This is a genomic window from Micromonospora sp. WMMA1947 (genome assembly GCF_027497355.1).
In the GTDB taxonomy this organism is placed as follows: domain Bacteria; phylum Actinomycetota; class Actinomycetes; order Mycobacteriales; family Micromonosporaceae; genus Micromonospora.
Genome location: NZ_CP114909.1, coordinates 1,511,316 through 1,534,842, shown reverse-complemented (window position 1 = coordinate 1,534,842; position 23,527 = coordinate 1,511,316). Strand labels below are relative to the sequence as shown.

24 protein-coding genes are annotated in these 23,527 nt (G+C 72.8%); 13 read left to right on the top strand and 11 right to left on the bottom strand.

Going from position 1 to position 23,527, the window contains the following annotated elements; genetic code table 11:
• The first annotated feature begins 72 nt into the window (after nt 1-72).
• Both O7604_RS07350 and O7604_RS07345 read left to right on the top strand, forming a co-directional pair.
• The gene (locus O7604_RS07350; protein WP_269702740.1) at nt 73-2,247 is read left to right on the top strand and encodes an acyltransferase family protein; all 2,175 of its coding nucleotides are present in this window, start codon (nt 73-75) and stop codon (nt 2,245-2,247) included.
• Between the two features lie 37 nt (nt 2,248-2,284).
• Complete coding sequence (locus tag O7604_RS07345) at nt 2,285-2,833, top strand: DUF3592 domain-containing protein (protein WP_269702739.1); 549 nt, start codon at nt 2,285-2,287, stop codon at nt 2,831-2,833.
• A gap of 15 nt (nt 2,834-2,848) precedes the next feature.
• Here the strand turns inward: O7604_RS07345 and O7604_RS07340 are convergent, their stop codons facing one another.
• Nucleotides 2,849-3,469 carry a pyridoxamine 5'-phosphate oxidase family protein gene (locus O7604_RS07340; protein ID WP_281579220.1) on the bottom strand — a complete coding sequence of 207 codons (621 nt, stop codon included), beginning with the start codon at nt 3,467-3,469 and terminating at the stop codon, nt 2,849-2,851.
• Between the two features lie 165 nt (nt 3,470-3,634).
• Between O7604_RS07340 and O7604_RS07335 the strand changes: the two genes are divergently transcribed.
• From O7604_RS07335 to O7604_RS07325, 3 genes are read left to right on the top strand one after another with little or no spacing between them, the layout of a single operon-like run.
• Entirely contained in the window at nt 3,635-4,141 is a 507-nt protein-coding gene (locus tag O7604_RS07335) for a DUF2231 domain-containing protein (protein WP_269702736.1), read from the top strand.
• Nucleotides 4,138-4,674 carry an Hsp20/alpha crystallin family protein gene (locus O7604_RS07330; protein WP_269702734.1) on the top strand — a complete coding sequence of 179 codons (537 nt, stop codon included), beginning with the start codon at nt 4,138-4,140 and terminating at the stop codon, nt 4,672-4,674. The genes O7604_RS07335 and O7604_RS07330 overlap by 4 nt, the downstream gene beginning before the upstream one ends.
• Before the next feature lie 6 nt (nt 4,675-4,680).
• A complete protein-coding gene (locus O7604_RS07325) occupies nt 4,681-5,829 on the top strand; it encodes a glycosyltransferase family 9 protein (protein WP_281579219.1) in 1,149 nt (382 codons plus the stop codon).
• Here O7604_RS07325 and O7604_RS07320 read toward each other — a convergent pair.
• Together O7604_RS07320 and rfaE2 are read right to left on the bottom strand one after the other, a co-directional pair.
• Nucleotides 5,804-6,676, bottom strand: a complete 873-nt coding sequence (locus tag O7604_RS07320) for a glycosyltransferase family 2 protein (protein WP_281579218.1) — start codon at nt 6,674-6,676, stop codon at nt 5,804-5,806. The two genes, O7604_RS07325 and O7604_RS07320, sit on opposite strands and share 26 nt — an antisense overlap.
• Nucleotides 6,673-8,499 carry a D-glycero-beta-D-manno-heptose 1-phosphate adenylyltransferase gene (gene rfaE2 / locus O7604_RS07315; RefSeq protein ID WP_281579217.1) on the bottom strand — a complete coding sequence of 609 codons (1,827 nt, stop codon included), beginning with the start codon at nt 8,497-8,499 and terminating at the stop codon, nt 6,673-6,675. The genes O7604_RS07320 and rfaE2 overlap by 4 nt, the downstream gene beginning before the upstream one ends.
• A 118-nt stretch (nt 8,500-8,617) precedes the next feature.
• Between rfaE2 and O7604_RS07310 the strand changes: the two genes are divergently transcribed.
• Nucleotides 8,618-9,172 carry a type 1 glutamine amidotransferase domain-containing protein gene (locus tag O7604_RS07310; protein WP_269702727.1) on the top strand — a complete coding sequence of 185 codons (555 nt, stop codon included), beginning with the start codon at nt 8,618-8,620 and terminating at the stop codon, nt 9,170-9,172.
• A gap of 56 nt (nt 9,173-9,228) precedes the next feature.
• Nucleotides 9,229-10,896 carry an MDR family MFS transporter gene (locus O7604_RS07305; protein WP_281579216.1) on the top strand — a complete coding sequence of 556 codons (1,668 nt, stop codon included), beginning with the start codon at nt 9,229-9,231 and terminating at the stop codon, nt 10,894-10,896.
• Between the two features lie 7 nt (nt 10,897-10,903).
• Here O7604_RS07305 and O7604_RS07300 read toward each other — a convergent pair whose 3' ends face one another.
• A complete protein-coding gene (locus O7604_RS07300) occupies nt 10,904-11,395 on the bottom strand; it encodes an NUDIX domain-containing protein (protein ID WP_281579215.1) in 492 nt (163 codons plus the stop codon).
• Nucleotides 11,396-11,480: 85 nt separating this feature from the next.
• On the opposite strand from O7604_RS07300, the gene O7604_RS07295 reads away from it, so the two are divergent.
• Nucleotides 11,481-13,130, top strand: a complete 1,650-nt coding sequence (locus O7604_RS07295; RefSeq protein ID WP_281579214.1) for a fatty acid--CoA ligase — start codon at nt 11,481-11,483, stop codon at nt 13,128-13,130.
• Nucleotides 13,131-13,310: 180 nt separating this feature from the next.
• Here O7604_RS07295 and O7604_RS07290 read toward each other — a convergent pair whose 3' ends face one another.
• From O7604_RS07290 to O7604_RS07275, 4 genes are all read right to left on the bottom strand, one after another.
• Nucleotides 13,311-14,324 (bottom strand): NADPH:quinone reductase, encoded by a 1,014-nt coding sequence (locus tag O7604_RS07290; protein ID WP_281579213.1) that lies wholly within the window; start codon nt 14,322-14,324, stop codon nt 13,311-13,313.
• Nucleotides 14,325-14,388: 64 nt separating this feature from the next.
• Entirely contained in the window at nt 14,389-15,039 is a 651-nt protein-coding gene (locus O7604_RS07285) for an HAD family phosphatase (protein WP_269702720.1), read from the bottom strand.
• A gap of 106 nt (nt 15,040-15,145) precedes the next feature.
• Complete coding sequence (locus O7604_RS07280; RefSeq protein ID WP_269706935.1) at nt 15,146-16,003, bottom strand: hypothetical protein; 858 nt, start codon at nt 16,001-16,003, stop codon at nt 15,146-15,148.
• Nucleotides 16,004-16,142: 139 nt separating this feature from the next.
• Entirely contained in the window at nt 16,143-16,892 is a 750-nt protein-coding gene (locus O7604_RS07275) for an FKBP-type peptidyl-prolyl cis-trans isomerase (RefSeq protein WP_269702718.1), read from the bottom strand.
• Nucleotides 16,893-16,955: 63 nt separating this feature from the next.
• Here O7604_RS07275 and O7604_RS07270 point away from each other — a divergent pair, with 63 nt between their 5' ends.
• Nucleotides 16,956-17,348 (top strand): PPOX class F420-dependent oxidoreductase, encoded by a 393-nt coding sequence (locus O7604_RS07270; RefSeq protein WP_269702716.1) that lies wholly within the window; start codon nt 16,956-16,958, stop codon nt 17,346-17,348.
• A gap of 49 nt (nt 17,349-17,397) precedes the next feature.
• On the opposite strand, the gene O7604_RS07265 is transcribed toward O7604_RS07270, so the two are convergent.
• Nucleotides 17,398-18,390 carry a Ku protein gene (locus O7604_RS07265; RefSeq protein WP_281579212.1) on the bottom strand — a complete coding sequence of 331 codons (993 nt, stop codon included), beginning with the start codon at nt 18,388-18,390 and terminating at the stop codon, nt 17,398-17,400.
• A gap of 87 nt (nt 18,391-18,477) precedes the next feature.
• Here O7604_RS07265 and ligD (O7604_RS07260) point away from each other — a divergent pair, with 87 nt between their 5' ends.
• Both ligD (O7604_RS07260) and ligD (O7604_RS07255) read left to right on the top strand, forming a co-directional pair.
• Nucleotides 18,478-19,416 (top strand): non-homologous end-joining DNA ligase, encoded by a 939-nt coding sequence (gene ligD, locus O7604_RS07260; RefSeq protein WP_281579211.1) that lies wholly within the window; start codon nt 18,478-18,480, stop codon nt 19,414-19,416.
• Nucleotides 19,406-20,320, top strand: a complete 915-nt coding sequence (gene ligD / locus O7604_RS07255) for a non-homologous end-joining DNA ligase (RefSeq protein WP_281579210.1) — start codon at nt 19,406-19,408, stop codon at nt 20,318-20,320. Before ligD (O7604_RS07260) ends, ligD (O7604_RS07255) begins: the two co-directional genes overlap by 11 nt.
• Here the strand turns inward: ligD (O7604_RS07255) and O7604_RS07250 are convergent.
• Nucleotides 20,247-21,401, bottom strand: coding sequence for a hypothetical protein (locus tag O7604_RS07250; RefSeq protein WP_281579209.1), 1,155 nt, complete (start codon nt 21,399-21,401; stop codon nt 20,247-20,249). The two genes, ligD (O7604_RS07255) and O7604_RS07250, sit on opposite strands and share 74 nt — an antisense overlap.
• A gap of 95 nt (nt 21,402-21,496) precedes the next feature.
• On the bottom strand, nt 21,497-21,868 hold the full coding sequence (locus O7604_RS07245) for a DUF4267 domain-containing protein (RefSeq protein ID WP_281579208.1): 372 nt from the start codon (nt 21,866-21,868) through the stop codon (nt 21,497-21,499).
• Between the two features lie 87 nt (nt 21,869-21,955).
• On the opposite strand from O7604_RS07245, the gene O7604_RS07240 reads away from it, so the two are divergent.
• Nucleotides 21,956-22,534, top strand: coding sequence for a TetR/AcrR family transcriptional regulator (locus tag O7604_RS07240; protein WP_281579207.1), 579 nt, complete (start codon nt 21,956-21,958; stop codon nt 22,532-22,534).
• 27 nt (nt 22,535-22,561) lie between these two features.
• A complete protein-coding gene (locus O7604_RS07235) occupies nt 22,562-23,260 on the top strand; it encodes a TIGR03089 family protein (RefSeq protein ID WP_281579206.1) in 699 nt (232 codons plus the stop codon).
• The last annotated feature ends 267 nt before the right edge of the window (nt 23,261-23,527 follow it).

The window sequence follows — 23,527 nt, the reverse complement described above, 5'->3', positions numbered from 1 at the left end:
GGCGCGATTGTCCCGCCGAGTGACCAGCCGCTATCGTTCCCTCGCCCCCAGCCGCAGAGTTTGAGGATCGCGATGACTTCCCCGCCGTTGACGAAGGTTGCCGATCGGGAAGGTTCACCCTCCGAGGAGCCGGGCGGTACGGCGACCGCACGCGAGCCGGGCAAGGAGGCGACGCCGAGCCGGTTCCGGGCCGACGTCGCCGGGCTCCGGGCCGTCGCCGTGGGGCTGGTGCTGCTCTACCACGCCGGGCTGCCGTTCATCCCCGGTGGTTTCGTCGGCGTCGACGTCTTCTTCGTGATCTCCGGCTTCCTCATCACCGGGCAGCTCATCTCCGAGATCGAGCGCAGCGGCCGGGTCTCGCTGATCGGCTTCTACGCGCGCCGGGCCAAGCGCATCCTGCCCGCCGCAACCGTGGTGCTGGCGGCCACCGCCGTCGCGGTCCGGCTGTTCGTACCCCGGGGTGAGTGGCAGGTCGTCGGCGGTGACATCGCCGCCGCGGCCACGTACATCGTGAACTGGCGCTTCGCCGACCGCGCGGTCGACTACCTGGCCGAGGACGTCGCGCCGTCGCCGGTCCAGCACTTCTGGTCGCTCGCCGTGGAGGAGCAGTTCTACCTGCTCTGGCCGCTGTTGATCGTGCTGGCCATCCTCGCCGCGCGCAAGCTCCGGCGGGCCAACGTACGGCCGGTCCTGTGGGTCGGTCTCGCGGTGCTGGCGGTGCCGTCGTTCGTCTGGTCGATCATCGAGACGGCCAACTCGCCGCAGCGGGCGTTCTTCGTCTCCACCACGCGGCTGTGGGAACTCGGGGTCGGCGCCGCCATCGCGCTGCTGGCGGTCCGCGCCGCGCGGATGCCCCGGTCCGTGGCGGTCGTCCTCGGGTGGCTCGGTCTCGCCGCGATCGTCGCGGCGGCGCTGCTGGTCAGCGGGAAGACCGCATGGCCGGGGTACGCGGCGGCGCTGCCCACGCTCGGCGCGGCGGCGGTGATCGCGGCCGGCGCGGCGGCGGGCCCCCGCGGGCCGGTGATGGTGCTCGGCACGCGTCCGTTCCAGTGGATCGGTGACCTGTCGTACTCGCTCTACCTGTGGCACTGGCCGATGCTCGTGGTGGCCGCCGCGCACTTCGGTGACCTGTCGCTGACCGAGGGCCTGCTGGTGGCGCTCGCCTCGGTGATCCCGGCCTGGATCACGTTCCGGCTGGTGGAGAACCCGCTGCGCTACTCGCGGAAGATCTCCACGTCGCCGCGTCTGGCGTTGAGCCTGGGCGGCAACTTCACGCTCGCCGGCATCTGCGCCGGCATGGTCCTGGTGCTGATGGGCGCGTGGGCCGCCGCCGCGACCACCACCAAGGGCCAGTACGCCCCGGGGGCCGCGTTGCTGTCGACGGCGCCCGGCACCGCCCCGATCGGCCCGGTCCCGGAGCGGTTCGACGTGATCAAACCGGATCCGCTGCAGATCCGGCAGGGCTTCATGGACGTGCCCGACACGAATCGGGACAAGTGCTTCCAGCAGGTCGACGGCGCCGAGGTGCTGTCCTGCACGTACGGCAACCCGAACGCCGCCACCACCGTCGCGCTCGTCGGCGACTCGAAGATGGACCAGTGGCTGCCGGCGTTCCAGGTGCTGGCCGAGCAGAACGACTGGAAGATCCTGATCGCCGCGAAGGCGTCGTGCCCGTTCACCAGCGCGCCCGCGGTCCGGGCGGACGACCCGAGCAAGCTCTACACCGACTGCATCGACTGGAACCGGTCGCTGATGCGCAAACTGGTCGAGGAGCGACCCGACTACCTGGTCACCTCGCAGGGCGCGGCGCGCGCCTTCGACAGCGGCGCGAAGGAGCCGACGGTCGAGGCGATGGTCGCCGGGGTCCGGTCGGCGTGGAAGAAGCTCGACGCCGTGGGCACGCAGGTCGTCGTGCTCGCCAACAACCCCGGCCCCGGGCCGGCGGTGACGTGCGCCGACAAGAACCGCAAGCGCCTGTCCCGGTGCGCGTTCGACAGGGAACGGCACGACCAGGACCCGGCGTACCGGATGCAGCGGCAGGCGGTGTCCGGCGCGCCGAAGGTCAAGATGATCGACCTGTTCGACGCCGTCTGCCCGACCGACAGGTGCCCTGTGGTGTTCGGCAACGTGCTCATCTACCGGGGTGGCTCGCACATCGGCGCGGCGTACGTGAAGACCACCGCACCGCACCTCGCCCGTGCCCTGTCCGACGTGGGCGTGCCGGCGCGCTTCAGCCCGGCCCAGTAGCTCGCCTCGGGTTGCGGCGTCCGGCCACGATGGCGTCGTGACCATCCGCCGGCCGTCACCGCTCGGCATCGCGTACGTGCTGCTGGCGGTCGCCGGTGGGGTCCTGCTCTGGCTGCCGTTCCACACGCAGTCGGCGCTCGACGACTGGGGGGTGACGCTGCGCGAGCGGGGTACGCCCGCACAGGCGCTCGTCGTCGACCAGGTGACGAAGAGTGGCGGCAACCGGAGTTCCTCGTCGCGCACCATGTACTTCCGTTACGTGGTCGACGGCCGCACGCACTCGCAGGAGGTGCCCTGCTTCGAGGTGTGCCGGGCGGCGGGCACCGAGGTGCCGATCTGGGTCAACCCGGCGGACGCGGGCGACTTCGTCACCGACTTCGGGCAGCTCAGCGGGCACCGCGGGCGCGTGCAGGGCGTACTCGGTGCGGTCGGGCTGGTCGCCCTGGGCACCGGGGTGACGCTCATGCTGTCCCGCATCCAGCGCCGGCGCGCCGCCCGCCCCCGTCGGCCGCGCCCGGTGGCACCGGCAACAGACGGCCGCGGCTATGTCGGCCGGGGCAAACGCAAGCGCAACGTCCGGCGCTGACCGTCCGCGACCGGGTCAGCGGTAGAGCGTCTCCAGGTAGGCCGGGCCGTAGTGGCGTTCCAGGTCGGCCAGGCTCTCCGCCGGGGCCTCCACCTCCTTGATCAGCCGGGCCCGGGTCGGCAGCACGTCCGGCTGCCAGGTCTCCGGCTGCCACAGCTCGGAGCGCAGGAACGCCTTCGCGCAGTGGTAGAAGATCTGTTCGATCGCGACCTCGACGGCGAGCACCGGCCGGTGGCCCTTGACCTCCATGTCGGCGAACCACGGCGCGTCGGCGATCAGCCGGGCGCGCCCGTTGATCCGCAGCGTGTCGGTACGGCCGGGGATCAGGAAGATCAACCCGACGTGCGGGTTGGCCAGGATGTTGCGGTAGCCGTCGGCCCGCCGATTGCCGGGCCGCTCCGGAATCGCGATCGTGGTGTCGTCGAGCACCAGCGCGAAACCGCGCGGGTCGCCCTTGGGGGAGACGTCGCAGGTGCCGTCCGCGCCGGCGGTGGCGATCAGGCAGAACGGCGAGGCGGCGAGCCACTCCCGGTCGCGTTCGTGCAGCGTACGGCGGTCCTTGGCGGCCGCCCTCGGCATCGGTGTGCCGATCAGTTCGCGTAGCTCGGCCTCGTTGGTGATCTCCCGGGTCGTCACGTCTTCCTCCCCCGTCCGTTGATCGTCACGACGGTTCCGGCCCGCGACGGCCTGGTTTCCGCCACTGTCAGCCTAGGAGACGCGTCGAGTGCCGGTTTGCCCCCGGAGCCGGCGGGTAGGGACCGGTTCGCAGCGTGCGTCCGGACGTGACGGATGGAGGCCGAGATGGAGAGCCGGCTCAAGGTGCTCGGCCATCCCGTGCACCCGATGCTCGTGATGTTCCCGGTGGCGCTCTTCGTGACCGCGGTGATCTTCGACGTGGTGGACACAGTGGGCGGGCCCGGCTTCCTCGCCGAGGTCGCGTACTGGAACATCACCGTCGGCCTGATCGGCGGCCTGCTGGCCGCGGCAGCGGGGGCGTTCGACCTGCTCGCCCTGCCGGCCGGCACCCGCGCCAAGCGGGTCGGGCTCACCCACGCCGCCGCCAACGTGGCGGTCATCCTGCTGTTCGCCGCGGTCTGGGCGGTACGGCTCAACGCCGACTCCCGCGCGGCCGGTGGCGCGCTGATCGCTATCGAGGTGGTCGCGCTGGCGATCCTCGGCGTCAGTGCCTGGCTCGGTGGCGAACTGGTGGACCGGCTCGGTGTCGGCGTCGACCCGGAGCACGATCTCAACGCGCCCAGCTCGCTGCGACCCCACTCGGCGACACAGCGGATCGGAGACGCGCGATGACCGAACAGAGCGGCGGGCGGGGCTGGCGGGGCCGTCAGCAGGGCTGGGATCCGATGGGCGAACTCCAGTCGCTGCGCTCCGAGCTGAGCCGGCTGGTCGGCGGGCGCTCCGGCAGCCAGGACGTGGACCTGGCCGAGACGGCCGACGGCTGGGAGGTGGTCGTCCGGCTGCCCGGTGTGGCGCCGGAGGAGGTCGCCGTCGAGCTGGACGACCGGGAGCTGTGCGTCCGCGCCCGGTCCGAGGCCGAGGTCAACGCCGACCACGGCATACCGGGCGGGTTCACCACCCGGGGCTTCGAGTACCGCGTGGACCTGCCGTCCCGCGTGGACCCGGACCGGATCGACGCGGTGATGGACCACGGCCTGCTCCGGGTGCGCCTGCCCCGGGCGACCCGGCCCGCGCCGCGCACCATCACCGTCGGCCGGACCGGCCCGCGGCCGGGCGCCGACCGTACGCCGATGCCCGCCGACCCGGCCGCCGACCGGGAGCTGCACCACCCGGACACCGCGCTCGACGAGATCGACAGGCCGTAGGGCCGCGTGACCAGCCCGCCCGCCAGCTCGCCGCGCCGCGACCCGGAGGTGCTCGGCCCGGTCGGCGAGCGCGTCCCTGACGTCGAGCGGATCGCCGTGCTGCGTGCCAACGCACTCGGCGACTTCATCTTCGTGCTGCCGGCGCTCGACGCGCTGCGGTCCGCGTACCCGTCGGCGGAGATCGTGCTGCTCGGCGCGCCGTGGCACGCGGCGCTCTGGCGCGACCGGCCCGGCCCGGTGGACCGGGTGCTGGTGGTGCCGGCGGCGCCCGGCATCCGCGACCCGGGGCCCGGCGAGTCGCCGGGTGACGTCCCGGCGTTCCTCGCCGCCGCCCGCGCCGAACGGTTCGACCTGGCGTTGCAGGTACACGGCGGCGGTGCCAACTCGAACCCGTTCGTGGCCGGGCTGGGCGCGCGGGTGACCGCCGGCCTGCGCGCCGAGGGCGCGCCGCCGCTGGACCGGTGGCTGCGCTACGTCTACTACCAGCACGAGGTGATCCGCTACCTGGAGGTCGCGGCCCTGGTCGGGGCGCCCGCCACCACGATCACCCCGGCGCTCGCGGTCACCGCCGCCGACCGGGCGGAGGCCGCCGCCGTGCTCGGCGAACCCACCCGCCCTCGGGTCGCGCTGCACCCGGGCGCCACCGACACGCGGCGGCGCTGGCCGCCGGAACGCTTCGCCGAGGTCGCCCGCGAGCTGACCGGAGACGGGTACGAGGTGCTGGTCACCGGCACCCCCGCCGAGCAGGAGACGGTCGACGCGGTGGTGGCGGCGGCCGGGGTGCCGGTACGTCCCCAGGTCGGGACGCTCAGCCTGGGCGCGCTCGCGGCCGCGTACGCGGACTGCGCGCTCGTGGTCTCCAACGACACCGGACCGCTGCACCTGGCCGCCGCCGTGGGCGCGCCGACAGTGGGCGTCTTCTGGGTCGGCAACCTGATCAACGGGGCGTCGCCGCTGCGCGGGCGGCACCGCCCGATCGCCGCCTGGACCACCCACTGCCCGGTCTGCGGCGTCGACTGCACACCCGGGATCTACCCGCACCGGCCGGGCGACGGCGAGTGCCCGCACCGCGTCTCGTTCGTGGCCGACGTGCCCGCCGCCGAGGTGCTCGAGGCGGCCCGGGAGCTGCTCACACCTCCGCGGGCGACTCGCTGAGCACCACTTCCCACGCCTCCACGTCGCGTTCGGTGACTGTGGTCGGCGACTCCAGGTGGTAGGCCCCGCTGGGCAGGACCCCGGCGCCGCCGTGGCGCTCCAGCACGGCGAGCTGCGCGGCGACGTCCTCGCCCTGGTGCCGCTCGGGCAGCCGCTCCCAGAAGTCGAAGCCGCCGGCCTCGACGAGCTTGGCTCGGTCGTAGAGAACGCAGCCGCCGATCCAGGAGATCTTGTACGCCCGCCACTCGCCCGCCGCCAGGTCCAGCTTCTCGGTGACGTGCAACAGGTTCGCCGCCGGGTGGATGGACGCCCGGTGCCACTCCGGCGTCCCGGGCATGATCCGTTCCGGTACCGGCGGCCCGGTCCACTCCTCGTAGTGCTCGTGCGTCTCCGGGCGGACGTCGTCGGCGTAGGAGAGGCCGTGCACCGCGTTGCCGACGAACCCGCAGCCCAGCTCGCCGAGCGCGGTGACCAGCCGGGCCAGCGCGCCCGGCTCCAGCCACACGTCGTCGTCGAGGCAGAGCACCGCGTCGGCCGCCGACTGGGCCAGCAGGTAGGACCGGTGCTCGGCCAGGCCACGCCGGGGCAGTCGCCGGGTCAGCAGCACCGGGTGCCCCCGGTGCCGCAACGCGCGGACCATGGTGGCGGCGGCCGGGTGCGCGTACGCGGGCTCGCCGTCGGACTGGTCGCTGACCACCACGCCGAACCCGGGTACGCCCTCCTGGGCGGCCAGCCCGGACAGCGTGACCGCCAGCTCGGCGGGCCGGTTGCGGGTGGGGATCAGCACGTCGAGGCGGCGGTGCTGCCGGAACCGTTCGGGCGTGCCCGGGTCGAGCGGTCGGGTCACGCCGGCCTGCCCTCGCCGACCGTGTCGGTGACAGATTGGGCGCGGATCCGGTCGATGATCGCCGAGGTGGAGCGGTCCGGCACGTAGCCGAGCGTGCGTACCTGCCCGCCCAGCCGCCGTACCAGCGGCGCCTCCGGCACCATCTCCGGCGGGTAGTCGCCGCCCTTGACGTAGACGTCGGGTCGGACCGCCTCGATCAGCCGGGCCGGGGAGTCCTCCTCGAAGACCACCACGTGGTCCACGCAGGCCAGCGCCGCCAGCAGGGCGATCCGGTCCTCGACCGGGTTGACCGGCCGGTCCGGGCCCTTGAGCCGCCGTACGCTGCCGTCCGAGTTGACCGCCACGATCAGCAGGTCGCCGAGCGCGCGGGCCTGGGTCAGGTAGCGGACGTGCCCCGGGTGCAGCACATCGAAGCAGCCGTTGGTGAACACCACGGACCGCCCGGCCTGCCGGTGTTCGTCCACCAGCGCGGCCAGCTCGTCCGCGCCGACCAGGGCCGGGTGCCCACCCTCGTCCGCGCCGGTACCGAGCGCGGCCAGCAGGTCCTGCCGGCGGCACACGCAGGTGCCGGTGTCGGCCACCGTGATGGTGGCGGCGAGCTGGGCGAGCTGGGCGGCGGTGGGCAGGCCCGCGTCGGCGGCCAGCGCCAGCGTCATGGCCGCCAGGTACGCGTCCCCGGCGCCCACCGCGTGGCTGGCCGGGACCGGGGTGCTGTGGCTGCGCCGGGGCTCGCCCTCGGCGCCACCGACCACCGCGCCCTCGGTGTCCAGGGTCACCGCCACCACGTCGGCGCCGGTGTGCGCGCGCAGCTCGGACAGGCGCGACTCGGCCAGCACGGCCCGGTCCACGCCGGTGCCGGCCGCCGCGCTCACCGTCACGCCGGTCCCGGTGACGCTCAGCCCGTCGCCGGTCAGCGCCACCCGCTCCTCGCCCGGCATCGGCTCGCCGGTCGGCCCGGCGGGGGCCTCGGCGGCGGGCGTGCCGGAGGTCGGGTGCGGGCTGCCGGGTGCGCGCTCGCCGGACCCGCCGGGCGCGGCGCCCACCATCAGCTCGGACGGGCCGTCGGCCTCGGCCGGGTGGTCCAGATGCACGTCGCCGCTGGGGACGGCACCCCGCTCGGCGTGCGCGAACCCCGCGGCGGCGCGGGCCAGCAGCCGGGTCGCCTCGGCGAAGCTCGGCGTCACCACAGTCGGGTTCAGTCCGCGCCAGTCGGCCAGGTCGTGCGCGTCGAGCGCCACGGTGCCGTACCGGTCGCGGTTGGCGACCAGCCAGGCGCGTACCGCCGAGGGCAGCGCGCCCAAGCCGTAGTCGCAGACCACGAGCGTGAGCGGCTGACCGGCGGCCACCGCGCGCAGCTCCTCGGTGGCGCAGTGCAACGCGGTCAGCAGGCGGGCCACCCCGTCGGCGTCCAAGCCGTCCTCCGGGCCGCCGGAGTCCTCCCGCAGCAGGATCTGGTTGCCGGCGAGCATCCGCCGCTTGACCGGCGTGGGCCGGCCCGGCTGGCTCACCGTACGGTCCCAGACCGCCGCGCGGTCCAGGCAGTCGTGCAGTTCGTCGCCCGCCACGTCGGCACCGACCGGGGCGACCAGCGCGGCCCGGCCGCCCAGCGCTGCGACGTTCACCGCGGTGTTGGCGGCGCCCCCGGCCGCGGAGATCCGCCGCCGCAGGGTGAGGACCGGCGCGGGCGCCTCCCGGCAGAGCCGCTCCGACTCGGCGAACCGCCACTCGTCCAGCATGGCGTCCCCGACGACCAGCACGGGACGCTGCTGCCAGCTGGCCACCACGGTGGCGAGCCGGCGCTCTTCCGCTGCTGCTCCTGCCATGCCTCTGCGGATCCCCCCGGGCCGTCGGGCCAAACGCGACGTGGGCCACCCGATGCGTCCGGTTTCGCGGCATCGGCCCAGGGAACCGTGCAGACGTACCCCGGAGAGGAGAAGCAGCATGGCAGCGACACTTCAGGGCAAGCGCATCGCCTTCCTGGCCGCCGACGGCGTCGAGGAGGTCGAGTACACCAAGCCCCGGGAGGCGGTGGAGAACGCCGGCGCCCAGGTCGAGCTGGTCTCCATCGAGTCCGGCACGATCCAGGCCTTCAACCACCTCGACCACGGCAAGCAGTACCAGGTCGACGTCACCACCAAGGAGGCGGACGCCGGGGCGTACGACGGCCTGGTCCTGCCCGGTGGCGTGGCGAACCCCGACTTCCTGCGGACGGACCCGGAGGCGGTCCGGTTCGTCAAGGCGTTCTTCGACGCCGGCAAGCCGGTCGGGGTGATCTGCCACGGCCCGTGGACGCTCGTCGAGGCGGACGTGGTGCGGGGCCGCACCATCACCTCCTGGCCGAGCCTGCGCACCGACCTCACAAACGCCGGCGCGAACTGGGTCGACCAGGAGGTCGTCACCGACAACGGGCTGGTCAGCAGCCGCAAGCCGGACGACCTGCCGGCGTTCTGCGCGAAGATCGTCGAGGAGTTCGCCGAGGGCCGGCACGCCGCCTGAGGAAAGTCACAGGCCCACCGGGGGCATGATCCGCCCCCGGTGGGATAGGAAGCGGGATGACCGCCCAGGCCGCCCCGCCCGCATTGCCCGCCCGCCAGATCCGCCTGCTGATGTTCGGTCTGATGACCGGCATGCTGCTGGCGGCGCTGGACCAGACGATCGTCGGCACCGCGTTGCCGACGATCGTCGGCGAACTGGGCGGCATCAACCACTACTCGTGGGTGGTCACCGCGTACCTGCTGGCGTCGACCGCCTCGACGCCGCTGTACGGCAAGATGGCCGACCTGTACGGACGCCGGCCGGTCTTCCTGTTCTCGATCGGCATGTTCCTGCTCGGCTCGTTGCTGGCCGGGCTGTCGCAGAACATGACCCAGCTGATCGTCACGCGCGGCGTGCAGGGCCTGGGCGCGGGTGGCCTGATGACGCTGGCGTTCACCATCATCTCGGACGTGGTCTCGCCCCGGGAGCGTGGTCGCTACCAGGGGTTGTTCGGCGCGGTGTTCGGCGTCTCCTCGGTGGCCGGGCCGCTCGTCGGCGGTTACTTCGCGGAGACCAACTGGCGGTGGATCTTCTACATCAACGTGCCGCTGGCGATCCTCGCCATCGTGGTCTGCTGGCACGTGATGCGGCTGGTGCCGTTCGAGCGCCGGGAGCACACAGTCGACTGGATCGGCGCGGCGCTGCTCGTCGCCGGCGTGAGCTGCCTGCTGCTGGCGTTGAGCTGGGGCGGCGCCGAGTACGCCTGGGGTTCCGGCGTGATCGTCGGGCTGTTCGCCGCGGGCGTGGTGCTGGGCGTGCTGTTCGTCGTCCAGGAGGCCCGGACCAAGGAGCCGATCCTTCCGCTGCGGTTGTTCCGCAGCGCCACGTTCGCGCTCGCCAACGGCGCGGGGTTCGTGCTCGGTCTGGTGATGTTCGGGTCGATCATCTTCATCCCGCTCTACCTCCAGATCGTCAAGGGCGCCTCACCGACCCGCAGCGGTCTGCTGATGCTGCCGATGATGGCCGGCGTCATCATCACCTCGATCATCACCGGCCGGGCGATGAGCCGGATCGGCAGGTACAAGTGGTTCCCGGTGGCGGGCGCTGCCGTGCTGGTGGTCGGCATGCTGCTGTTCCAGCAGCTCCAGGTGGCCACCACGCTCTGGGCCGCGTTCGGCTACATGGTGGTGATCGGCGTGGGGCTGGGCCTGTGCATGCAGTCGCTGATCCTGGCCGTGCAGAACGCGGTGAGCGTCCGCGACCTGGGTGCGGGTACCTCGTCGGCCACGTTCTTCCGGTCGCTCGGCGGCTCGTTCGGCGTGGCCATCCTCGGTGCGGTGCTGTCGTCCCGGCTCACCGCCGAGCTGTCCACGCGGCTGCCTGGTGCGCTGGCGCAGCTCCCGCCGGAGCAGCGGGCCGCGGTGTCGGCCGGTGGGAACTTCTCGATCAACGACCCGGCGGCCATCCTCGCCCTGCCCGCCCCGGTACGCGCGGCCGTCCAGGCCTCGTTCGTCGAGTCGCTGCACCTGGTCTTCCTGACCACCGGGCTGATCGCGATCGTCGCGGTGCTGGTCACGCTGGCCATGCCGAACCTTCAGTTGCGGGGCACCGGCCCGCAGGGCGCCACCGGCGGCGCCGACCCGATCGGCGGCAAGGCCCCCGCGCCCGGCGGCAAGCCGCTGACCAAGGAGTCGAAGGAGGAGGCGGCCGCCGACATGGAGGCCAAGTCGCAGACGATGCTGTGACCGGCGGCTACTTGAGGATCAACCGGTTGGTCTGCTCGAACACGTCGAGGTCGGCGAGCGTCTCGTGCACGCTCGACGACAGCGGGTGCGGGAAGTCCGCCGGGCGGAAGAACCCGGAGTCGGTGGTCTCGTCGGTGAACCGGGCCAGCTCGCCGTCCCACTCGTCGACCCGGAACGCCGTGGTGAAGACCTGGTACGTGTGCCCGTACATGTTGGTGTGGGTGCGGTCGGGTCCGGTGTAGAGCGCGAACGCGCTCACCCGCAGCGCCCGCAGCCCGGTCTCCTCCCGCACCTCCCGGACGGCGCAGTCGGCGATGGACTCGCCGAGTTCCATGGCACCGGCCGGCAGGGCCCACTGGCCGTTGTCGGACCGCTGGATCAGCAGCACCCGGGAGGCGTTGTCGCGCACCACGGCGCGTGCGCCGACGAACATCAGGGTGCGGTCACCGGCCAGGGCGCGGAGCTGCCCGACGTACGAGTCGGCCCACGAGATGCTCACCCGGACAATCTACGCATCATCCGTGATCACCTCGGCGATTCCGGGGGGTTCCGCAGATGTGACCGACGCCACTACGTTGTTACCCATGCGTAGCACGATGATGGATGCCCCTCTCCAGGTCGCCCGGATCCTCGAACACGGCGCCACCGTGCACGGCGCGGCGGAGGTGGTCACCTGGACCGGCGCGGAACCCCGCCGGATGACGTACGCGGAGGTCGGCCGCACCGCCGCCCGGCTGGCCCATGCGCTGCGCGAGGAGTGCGGGGTGACCGGCGACGAGCGGGTCGGCACGTTCATGTGGAACAACAACGAGCACCTGGTGGCGTACTTCGCCGTGCCGAGCATGGGCGCGGTGCTGCACACGCTCAACATCCGGCTCTTCCCCGACCAGGTCGCCTACATCGCCAACCACGCGCAGGACCGGGTGGTCCTCGTCGACACCACGCTCATTCCACTGCTCGCCCGGGTGATCGGCGACATGACCACCGTTGCGCACGTGGTGGTGGTCGGCGGCGGTGACCCGGCCCCGCTGCTGTCCGCGGCCGGTGACCGGATCACCGTGCACCACTGGGACGCGCTGCTGGCCGGCCGCCCGGACCACTACGACTGGCCGGAGGTGGACGAGCGCGACGCCGCCGCGCTCTGCTACACCTCCGGGACCACCGGCAACCCCAAGGGCGTCGCCTACTCGCACCGCTCGATCTACCTGCACTCGCTCCAGGTCTGCATGCCGGAGGGCTTCGGGCTCGGCCCGAACGATCGTGAGCTGGCGATCGTGCCGATGTTCCACGCCATGTCGTGGGGCCTGCCGTACGCGGCGTTCCTCTCCGGCGCCTCGCTGATCATGCCGGACCGGTTCCTCCAGGCGGAGCCGATCGCTGCGATGATCGCCGCCGAGCGGCCCACCCTCGCCGGCGCGGTGCCGACCATCTGGACCGACCTGCTCGCCTACCTGGACGCGCACGAGGTGGATCTCTCCTCGCTGAAGGAGGTGATCGTCGGCGGGTCGGCCTGCCCGCCCGCGCTCATGCACGCGTTCCACGACCGCTACGGCATCGACGTCATCCACGCCTGGGGCATGACCGAGATGTCGCCGCTGGGCTCGGTCTCCCGGGCACCGGCCGGCGCGACCGGCGACGACGCCTGGCGCTACCGCTACACGCAGGGCCGCGTCCCGGCGGGCGTGACGGCGCGGATCGTCGGCCCGGCCGGCGAGCCGCTGCCCGCCGACGGGACGTCCGTGGGCGAGCTGGAGGTACGCGGCCCGTGGGTGACCGCCCGGTACATCGGCGACGACGCCCCGGAGGAGGAGAAGTTCCGGGACGGCTGGCTGCGGACCGGTGACGTCGGCACGCTCTCGCCGGACGGCTACATCACCCTCACCGACCGCGCCAAGGACGTGATCAAGTCGGGCGGGGAGTGGATCTCCTCGGTCGAGCTGGAGAACGCCCTGATGGCGCACCCGGCGGTGCTGGAGGCGTGCGTGGTGGGCGTACCGGACGAGCGCTGGGACGAGCGGCCGCTGGCCACTGTGGTGGTCCGCGAGGGCGCGTCGGTGACCGCCGAGGAGCTGCGGGACTTCCTGGCCGCCTCGGTGGCCCGCTGGCAGTTGCCGGAGCGGTGGGCGTTCATCGACGCGGTCCCGAAGACCAGCGTCGGCAAGTTCGACAAGAAGGTGGTGCGCTCGCGGTACGCCGACGGCGGGCTCGACGTGCGGGAACTGACCGCGTCGTAACGTTTCGCGGCGTACCGTCGCCTACACGGGTAGGAAGGCGTTCCCAACGGACATTCCTCCCAGAGGGCGGCCCCGGCGTTCGCACCGCGCCGGGGCCGCCCGTCCGTTACGGGGTGACCCGCACCGTCATTGTTGCGAAACTTGTTCGCGTCTGTCCGGCTGTCGGGGAAATCCGGTCGCCTACTCGTCGGCGGTGCTCACCAGCACCTTGCCCACCACGCCGTCCTGCACCGCCTGCTGCGCGGCAGCGGCCTCCACCAGCGGATACCGGTGCAGCGGCAGGCCGGCCTCCTCGCCGACCCGGATCGCGCCCTGCGCCACCGCCGCCGCGATGTCGGTGACCGCCTGCGCCTTCGCCACCTTCGGCGCGGTGTAGATCAGCACGAACTGCCAGCGCGCGTTCGGGGCCATCAGCGGCCGGATCGGCAACGTCACCTCGTCGCCGCCGTCGTCGGCGTACACGCAGACCGCCCCGCCGGTGCGCAGCATCCGTACGTCGGCGGCGGCGTTGCGGGCGGCGGAGACCTCGACGATCGTGTGCACCCCGTCGGGCGCGACCTTGCGGACCTCCTCGACCACGTCCTGCTCGCGATAGTTGATCACGAAGCTGGCCCCTGCCGCCGCCGCGAGCTGCGCCTTCTCCGGGCTGCTCACCGTGGTGATCACGCAGGCGTCGGCCCATCGGGCGAGCTGGATCGCCGCGTTGCCCACCGCGCCCGCACCACCCTGCACCAGCACCACGTGGTCGCTCAGCGCACCCGCGTGCAGCTTGTCCGGCATGAACTCACCGGCGGTCAGGCAGCGGTGCGCGGTCATGAACGGGATCCCGAGCGCCGCACCCAGGTCGAACGAGGCAGGACCGAGCGGCACCGCGTGCCGGACCGGGACCAGCGTGTACTCGGCGGCAGTGCCCCACGGCCGCTGCCACGCCGCCTCCCACACCCAGACCCGCTCACCGATGAGCGTCTGGTCCACGCCCTCGCCGACCGCCTCGACCACCCCGGCGCCGTCCTGGTGCGGGATCTGCCAGCCGGCCGGCAGCGGCCACGCCTGGCGGGCCTTCCAGTCGGTCGGGTTCACCCCCGACACGGCCATCCGCACCAGCACCTCGCCCGGCCCGGGTTCCGGCACCGGCCGGTCCACCACCTGGAGCACCGAGGCGTCCCCGCTGCGCTCGTACACGATCGCCTTCATCCGCCCTCCGATCATTCAAGGAAGGGCCCCCTGTTAACGCCTCAGGTAGAGGAAGGGCCCCTTGTCAACACCCCTCGACCACAGCGGGAGTGAGCGCGCCGATCGAGGGGAGCAGCACCGCCGCGAGCGCCTCCGCGTCCGGATCGAGCGGATACGACCCGTGCGGCACCGCCACCACCCGGCACCCGGCGGCGGCCGCCGAGCGGACCCCGTTCGACGAGTCCTCCACCGCCACGCACCGGGCCGGGTCGACGCCGAGCCGCCCGGCCACCGCGAGCCACACGTCGGGCGCGGGCTTGCCCCGGGCGGTCTCCTCCGTCGACAGCGTCGCGCCGAACGAACCGGCCAGGCGCGTCGCGTCGAGCGCCGCCGCGATCAGGCGGGTCGGTGAGGAACTGGCCAGCCCGAGCGGCCACCGCGCGGCGATGCGGCGCACGACCTCGTCGGCGTCGTCGATCAGCGGTACGTGTTGCGCGTACCGGCGGGCCATCTCGGTCACCACCTCGGTGGCGACCTGCTCGGGCGACCTGTCGACGCCCAGCTCACCGCTCAGGTACTCGGCCCACTCGCCGGTGCTCATCCCCATCAGCCGGCGCTGGGTGTCCGGCTGCCAGACGCCGCCGTGCTGCGCCACGTACGCCCGCCGGACCTCCTCCCAGACCGGCTCGGAGTCCACGATCACGCCGTCCAGGTCGAAGAGCACCGCGTCCACCACGTGACCATCCTGCCGGACGGGCCGCACTCCCGTCAGGAACGGCCGCCCCTTCCCGGATCCGGGTGACGGTCACGCCGAGGGTTGTGCCGGATCGGCGGCGTGCCGCTCAGCGTGCCCGCGCCGCCGCGTCCGTGCCGGCGCCGCGCTGCGCCGGAAGACCGATCGGCGCCTTGGCCGGGATGATCGTGCGGCAGCGCGTCGCGATCGGTTCCAGCAGCTCCGCCAACCGGGCGGTACGCTCCGCGCCCAGTGCCCGCCACGGTCCCGACGCGGCCCGGTCGGTGGCCTCCTCGACCGCGCGGAACGTCTCCGTGGCGTACGGCGTGGGGGCGAGGTCGGCGGTCAGCCAGCCCTTGTCCACCAGGCGCTGCTCGGCGGCGGTCCACTGCTCGTCGGTCCAGCCCCGGGCCGGCTGGTGGAACTCACGGGACTGGTCGACCCGGCACCGCCAGGCCACCACCTCGACCGGTTCCAGCCCGGTCGTGACCAGCGCCGCCACGTGGCCGTCGCCGCGGTGCTCGCGCAGCGTCGCGGCGGCCTGCCAGAGGCGGGCCAGCGGGTACTCGCCCCGGGGCAGGGCGGCGTTCACCGCGCCGAGCACCCGCCCGGCCGTGTCCACCAGCCCGGCCGCCTCCTCCAGCAGGTCGGCGGCCTCGACCAGGTGCGACTCGGGCAGCTCGTAGGTGAACTCGGCGAGCGCCTGCACACCACCGGTGAGCCGGGCCCGCAGCGCCTCCTCCGGGGTGGCCAGGCGCCACACCGACGGCAGCGCGCGGGCCACCATGGCCGGCGCGAAGCTGAAGAAGGCCGCGGTCACCGCCGGCGCGTCGACCGGCCCGAGCGGCGCGGCCCGTCCGGCGAAGTAGCCGCGCCAGTAGCCCCGCAGCCCGACCGCCTCGAACGCGGCCCGGGCACGGGGGTGGAAATAGGTCACCGCGTGGACCGGCTCGTAGAGCGTCCACATCTGCCGGGTCACCCCGGCCTCGTCCAGCGCCGCCACGTGCACCTCCGCGTCGGTGGGCAGATCACCACGGACGGATGTGCCGCCCGTGGTGACCATGAACCTACTGCCGCTGGGTGACCGGACGGAAGCCCGGAGTGATCTACTGCGCAGCCAGCACGTCGACGACGAAGCGCAGCGGCCCGGCCGGACGACCGCCCGCGGCGTCGTTGCCGTACGCCAGCTCGGCCGGGAGGTCCAGCTGGACCCGGCTGCCCACCGGCACGCCGACCAGGCCCTGGTCCCAGCCCTTGATGACCTGGCCCACGCCGATTTGGAAGGTGGCCGGCTGGCCACTGTCCCAGGACGCGTCGAACTGCTTGCCGTCCTTGTAGAAGACACCCACGTAGTTCGTGGTGATGTTCTGACCCGCCTTCACCGCCGGCCCGGTGCCCTTCACGAGGGTGGTGACGGTGAGCTTCTTCAGCTCGCCGGTGCCGGCCTGCACGGTCGGCTTGGTCTTCAGCGCCGGGTCGATGTCGGCGGGCAGCTCCTGGGCGGGCGCGCTGGGCTCGGCCGGCGCGGTCGGGCTGGCCGAGGAACCGGCGGTGGACGCCTTGTCGTCGTCCCCGCTGTTCAGCCACACCAGGCCGCCGACCAGGGCCACCACCGCGAGCACGCCGACCGCCGCGCCGAGGATCGACTGCCGGCGACGACGCGCCTCGGCTGCCTTCTTCTCGGCCAGCTGGGCGGCCAGCCGCCGCTGTGCCTTGGTGGCCGGGGCCTGGCCCGCCGACCGGTTCTCCACACGCTCGCTCACGTCGACTCCCTGCAGGGTGGGTGGGTGCGCCCCCGGCGGGCCGCCGCCGAGGCCAGCGCACACGGTACCCGCCCGGAGGCCCAGCGTGCCCATACGGCCACCACGATCCGGACACGAAGCCCGATACAAGGGCACCGCGCGGGGTAGGTTCCGGCCATGGCGATCCTCAGCGAAGAAGACCTGGCCCTGCTCGGCGAGCCGCAGCTCGCGCACGTGGCGACGATCGAGGCCGACGGCACCCCGCACGTCACCCCGGTCTGGGTCGACACCGACGGCGAGCACGTCGTGTTCAACACGGCCAAGGGCCGGCAGAAGTACCTGAACATGTCCCGCAACCCGGTGGTCGCGGTGTCGGTGGCGGACAAGGCCGACGACTACCGCACCCTGTGGATCAAGGGCACCGTCGAGTTCGTCACCGAGGGCGCCGACGAGCACATCGACCGGATGGCGAAGAAGTACCTCGGCCAGGACACCTACCCCTGGCGCCGACCGGGCGAGGAACGCGTCATCGTCCGTGTCACCCCGACCGAGAAGCTCGGCCGCGGCTGAGCGGCGCGGGCCCCGCCGTCCGTCGAGGGCGGGGCCTTCGCCGTACGCGTCAGGCGCTCTTCTTCTTCGCGGGCGTCTTCTTGGCGGCGGTCTTCTTCGCCGGTTCGGCCTTCTTCGCCGCCGTCTTCTTCGCGGGCGTCTTCTTGGCCGCCGTCTTCTTCGCCGGTTCGGCCTTCTTCGCCGGCGCCTTCTTCGCGGCCTTCTTGGCGGAGCGGGCCGACGAGATCGGGGTCGGCTCGGCTCCACCGCCGGACGGCGCCTCGCCCCGGGCCGCCCGGGCCCGCTCGACCGACGCCTTCAGCGCGGCCATCAGGTCCACAGCGGCGGCGGGGGCGGCCTCTTCCTCCTCGGGCTGCACCACCTCGCGGCCCTCGACCTTCGCGTCGATGACCTCCTGCAACGCCGCCCGGTAGTCGTCGGTGAACGCGTCCGGCTCGAATTCCCCGGCCATCGAGTCGATGAGTGAGCTGGCCATGGCCAGCTCGGGCGGGCGTACCTTCAGGTCCTCGTCCAGGAAGCTGAAGTCGGGCCGGCGGATCTCGTCCGGCCACAGCATGGTGTTGAGCAGCAGGACGCCCTCGCGGACCCGCAGCGTGGCCAGCTGCTCCCGCTGGCGCAGCGCCACCTTGACGATCGCCACCCGCTCCGAGTCGGACAGCGCGTCGCGGAGCAGCACGTACGGCTTCGTCGCCGAGCCCTCCGGCTCCAGGAAGTACGCCTTGTTGTAGAGGATCGGGTCGACCTGCTCGGCCGGTACGAACTCCAGCACGTCGATCGCGTGCGAGGTGCTCAACGGCAGATCGGCGAAGTCCTCGTCGGTGAGGATGACCATCTCGCCGCCGCCGATGTCGTACCCCTTGGCGATGTCGTCGTAGGTGACCTCCTCGCCGCAGACCGAGCAGGTGCGCTTGTAGCGGATGCGGCCGCCGTCCTCACGGTGCACCTGGTGGAAACGGATGTCCTTCTCCTCGGTGGCCGAGTAGACCTTCACCCCGATCGACACCAGGCCGAACGACACCGCTCCTTTCCAGATCGCCCGCATACCCGCGCTCCTCTCCCCGGTTGACCACCAGAATCGCAAACGATCGAACGGGACGCACGCGCTTCGCTACGCAACTACAGTCAGGAGGTGCCCGGCGCGCCGTTGAAGCCGATGCTCGCGACGACCGGGCAGCTCCCGGCCGGCGCCGCCTGGGCGTACGAGTTCAAGTGGGACGGCGTCCGCGCGCTCGCCGACATCTCCCGCGGCGACAGGCACTTCTACGCCCGCTCCGGCGTCGAGATCACCACCGCCTACCCGGAACTGCTGAACCTGGCCGAGCAGGTCGACGACGCGTTGCTCGACGGCGAGGTCGTCCTCTTCACCGACGGGCAGCCGTCGTTCACCGCGCTCGCCGAGCGGATGCACGTGCGTAACCCGGCCAAGGCGGCGCGGCTGGCGGCGACCGTACCCGTCACGTACATGATCTTCGACCTGTTGCGGCTCGACGGCGAGGACCTGACCGCCCGGCCGTGGCGGGAGCGGCGGGCGGCGCTGGAGTCGCTCGGGCTCGGCGCCGCCCGGTGGGCGGTGCCGCCGGTCTTCGGCGACGGCCCGGCCACCTACGCGGCGGCCGGTGAGCACGGGCTGGAGGGGGTGATGGCCAAGCGGGTCGACTCGCTCTACCGGCCCGGCGTGCGCTCGCCGGACTGGGTGAAGGTCAAACTGGAGGTCACCGGCGACTTCGTGGTCGGCGGCTGGCGACCGGGCGCGCGGCGCATCGGCGGTCTGCTGGTCGGCGTGCCCGGCCCGGACGGGCGGCTGATCTACCGGGGGCGGGTCGGCGGCGGCATCGGGGCGGCGATCGAACGGGAACTGCTGCGCGAACTGGAACCTCTGCGGTCCCCGGCGACGCCGTTCGCCGCCGGTGTGCCGCGCGAGGATGCCCGGGGCGCGATCTGGGTAACTCCCCGAGTCGTGGTGGAGGTCAAGTACGGCCAGCGCACGCCGGACGGCCGGCTGCGCTTCCCGCGCATCCTGCGCCTGCGCCCGGACAAGCCGCCCGAGGAGGTCGACGATGCCGGCTGACCGGCTCAAGGTCGAGGTCGAGGGGCGCTCGCTGGAGCTGTCCAACCTGGACAAGGTGCTGTTCCCGAAGGCCGGCTTCACCAAGGGCGAGGTGATCGACTACTACACCCGGATCGCCCCGGTGCTGCTGCCGCACCTGCGCGACCGCGCGCTCACCCGGATCCGGTTCCCCAACGGCGTCGACGGCGGCTCGTTCTTCGAGAAGAACGCACCCGCCGCGACCCCCGGTTGGGTACGCACCGAGAACCTGCCCGCCCCCGGGTCGACGAAGGGGCGGGAGACGATCGACTACGTGGTCTGCGACGAATTGCCGACGCTCGTGTGGCTGGCCAACCTGGCCGCGTTGGAACTGCACACTCCTCAGTGGAAGATCGGCACACACCCGGACATGATGGTCGTCGACCTGGACCCGGGTGCCCCGGCCGCTCTCAAGCAGTGTTGCCAGGTGGCGTTGCTGATGCGCGACCGGCTGGCTTCCGACGGGATTTCTTCGCTCCCGAAGACGTCCGGGAAGAAGGGCATGCAGCTCTGCTGCCCGATCGCCGGCACGCAGGACGCCGAGATCGTCTCCGACTACGCCAAGCGGATCGCGCAGGAGCTGGAGCAGGCACACCCGAAGCTGATCGTGTCGAAGATGGCGAAGAACCTGCGCCCCGGCAAGGTCTTCATCGACTGGAGTCAGAACAACGCGGCGAAGACGACAGTGGCGCCGTACTCGCTGCGGGCCCAGCCGGTGCCCTCGGTGTCGACGCCGCTGACCTGGGACGAGGTGGAGGCCGGAGCGGCGGGGAAGCGGCCGTCGACGCGGCCGTACACGGCGGGCGAGGTGCTCAAGCGGGTGGAGAAGGAGGGCGACCTGCTGGCGCCGCTGCTCGACGGCGGTCCCGAGCTGCCCGCCCGCTGACCCGCCACCACGCGCCGCCCACGAGCAGCAACACGATCACGCTGATCGCCACGTCACCCACCAGCGCCGCCGACGGGCTCGCCGGGGCATAGGTCGGCACCGTGTACGCGAGCGCGGCCGCGACGACCAGGCCGGCCGAGCCGGTGGCGAGTACGTGCCGCTGCCCCCAGCCGGGCCGACGGGACCAGCGCGTGAGCAGGGCGGCGGCGACCGCGGCGAGCGCGAGGGCGAGTACGACTCCCGGCCGGCCCGGGGCTATCCCGGAACCCAGGTACGCCCCCACCACGACCAGGGCAGGCCAGACCGGCCGGGGCGGGCCGGCTTCGGTGCGGGATCGGCCGGCGTGCATTGGTTCGGTGGACGCCGGCACGGGCGTTGGTTCGGTGGACGTCGGTGCGGGCGTTGGTCGGGCGGGCGTCGGTGCGTGCGTTGGCGCGGCGGGTGGGGGCCCGGCGTGCCGACGGCGGAGCAGGGCGGCGGCGATCAGGGCCAGCGCCACGCCGGTGGCGAACGCCAACTGGGCCGGCGAGGCCAGGAAGTTCTTGCGGCCACCGTCGTCGGCGAACACCAGCAGGCTGCCGCCGAGCCAGAGCAGCGCCGCCGCGACCAGCCCTGGTCGGCCCAGCCAGGGCCGCGCCCGGCGGCCCGCACCGAGGTACGACTCGACGAGCGCGATCGGCGCGCAGATGGTCAGCACCACGTGGTTGCCCACGTAGTCGACCGCCTGCCGGGCGCTGAACCCGAGGCCGGGCACCAGCGTGGCCTCCGCAGCGGCCCGGGTGCCGGCGAACTCGGTGTCGTCCAGGAACCCGGGGTTGAACAGCGACTGGTCGACCAGGCCGGCCTGGATCACGCCGAACGCGGCGGCGAGCAGCGCGATCCCCGGCCAGCCGAGCCCGAGCCGCCGGGCCGTCTCGCGGATCAGCAGCGCCGCTCCGCCGTACATCGGGGCGAGCACCAGCACGACGAACGGCATGCCGGTGAGGGTGAAGCCGCCCCAGGAGCACTCGGCGGTCCACGGGGCGAGCAGCAGCAACGCGATCGGCGGCACCAGCCGCCCACGCCGAGGTTCGGTCGTCATGCCCGCACGGTCCCGCAGCCATCCAGCCCTTCGATACGGCCGTCGGGCGACCGGGCCCGCGACCAAAGTCGACCGCTGCGGACCGGTGGGTCCGGTCAGAGCGCGAACAGCAGGGCGGCGCTGACGAGGACGACCACGGCGGTGGCGAAGTGGACGCCGAAGGCAACCGCCCGGGAACCACCGTGCCGCAGCACGATGACGGTGTCGCCCAGCGGCGCCAGCGCGACGACGAGCATGAACCAGGCGACGGCGTCGGCGCTGGTGAAGGCGATCAGGGCGAGGCCGACCAGGCCGTAGGTGAGGTCACGCACCCCCTTGACCGTGAGGTACGCCGGATCTCCTGTCCCCTCCGCGGCCGGGACGCCGTAGCCGGCGGCGGCTCGGGGAGCCAGGAGGAAGCGTGCGCCGATCAGGACGATGAACAGGCTGAGGACGACGGCGAGCCCGTAGGCGATGGGGGTGAGCATGTCGGTTCCGATTTCTAGCAGTGCTAGGTGTGAGAGCGAAGCTAGCAGAGCGTCGATAGATTGGCTAGCGATGCTAGAGTTCTGGTCATGTCGATTCGGGCGCGCCGGGAGCGGGAGCGGGCGGAAAGGGAACGGGCGATCGTCACCGCCGCCCGCGACCTGGCCGAGTCGGAGGGCTGGGACGCGGTCACCACCCGTCGGCTGGCCGCCGAGATCGAGTACAGCCAGCCCGTCCTCTACAGCCACTTCCGGGGCAAGGACGCCATCATGGCGGCCGTCGCCGTGGAGGGCTGCGCCGAGTTGGCCGTCGAACTCGCCGCCGCCCGGGCCGCCGCGACCGACCCGCGGGCCGCGGTGGCCGGCATCGCCACGGCGTACGCCGCGTTCGCCGAACGCCGGCCCGCTCTCTACGACGCGATCTTCACCCTCCCTGTCGCTCTCTCCTTCGCCAGCCAGGACACCCCGGTCGAGCTGGCCCGGGCCTTCGCCGAGCTGGCCGAGACGCTGCGTCCATTCGCCGGTGACGACGACCTCGAGACGTTCACCGAGACGTTCTGGAGCGGGCTGCACGGCCAGGTCACGCTGATGCGCGACGGCCGGCTGCGGCGGGCGGAACACGCGCGGCGGCTGGCCCTCCTGGTCGACCGCTTCACCCGGCTAGGGTGAGCTGACCGCCAGGGAGGAGCACACCCGATGGCCACCCGCGCACCCGCCGCCGTCGCGACCGACGAGCCGCTGCTGACCTACCTCGACGACGCCACCGGCGAGCACACCGAGCTGACCGGGCCGCAACTGGGCGAGTGGACGGCCCGCAGCGCCGGACTCCTGCGCGACGGGTGCGGGCTGCGCCCCGGTGACCGCGTGGCGGTGCTGCTGCCGCCGCACTGGCGTACCGCGGCGGTGCTGCTCGGCGCCTGGTCAGTCGGGTTGACGGTGTCGTTCCGTCCCCGCGCTCTGGCCGGGTTGCCGGTGCTCGAGCCGGGCGCGGACCGGCCGTACGACGCGGTGTTCGTGACCCCGGAACGCCTTGACGACTGGCTGGAGGACGTACCCGAGGGGACACACCGCTACCTGGTGGGCACCGGGCCGGGGTCGCTCGGCGAGGTGCCGCCCGGCTGGCTGGACTGGTCGGCCGAGGTGCTGCGGCACCCCACCGACCCGCCGGACTACACCGCCGTCGACCCGTCCGGCCCGGCCACGGCGGACGGCACCAGCTTCGGCGCGTGGCGACGCCTGGCCGCCGAGATCGCCACCCAGATGGACCTGCATCCCGGTGACCGCCTCGTGGTCGACCCGACCGAGGACGAGCAGCCCTTGAAGTGGCTGCTGGCCCCTCTGTCCGCCCGAGCCACAGTCCTGATCCACGTCACCTCCGCCTCTTCGCCTCGCTGATCTTGCAGTTGCGGCCCCTCAGGTGCCGGTTTTGTGGCTCTTACCGAGGCCGTAACTGCAAGATCAACTGCGTTCCTGGCGTCTCGCGTCGACCCACGACACCCTCGTCTCTCGCTGCGGGCGGCGAGGTGGCCGCGCGGCTCTCGCCCGGGCTGCCCACGTACTCGCGCCGATCTTGGAGTTGTGGCACCTCGCGTAAGTCGCGAAGCGGGCATCTGAGGCGCCATAACTCCAAGATCGGCGCAGGTTGGGCGGGCGGCGGGGTGG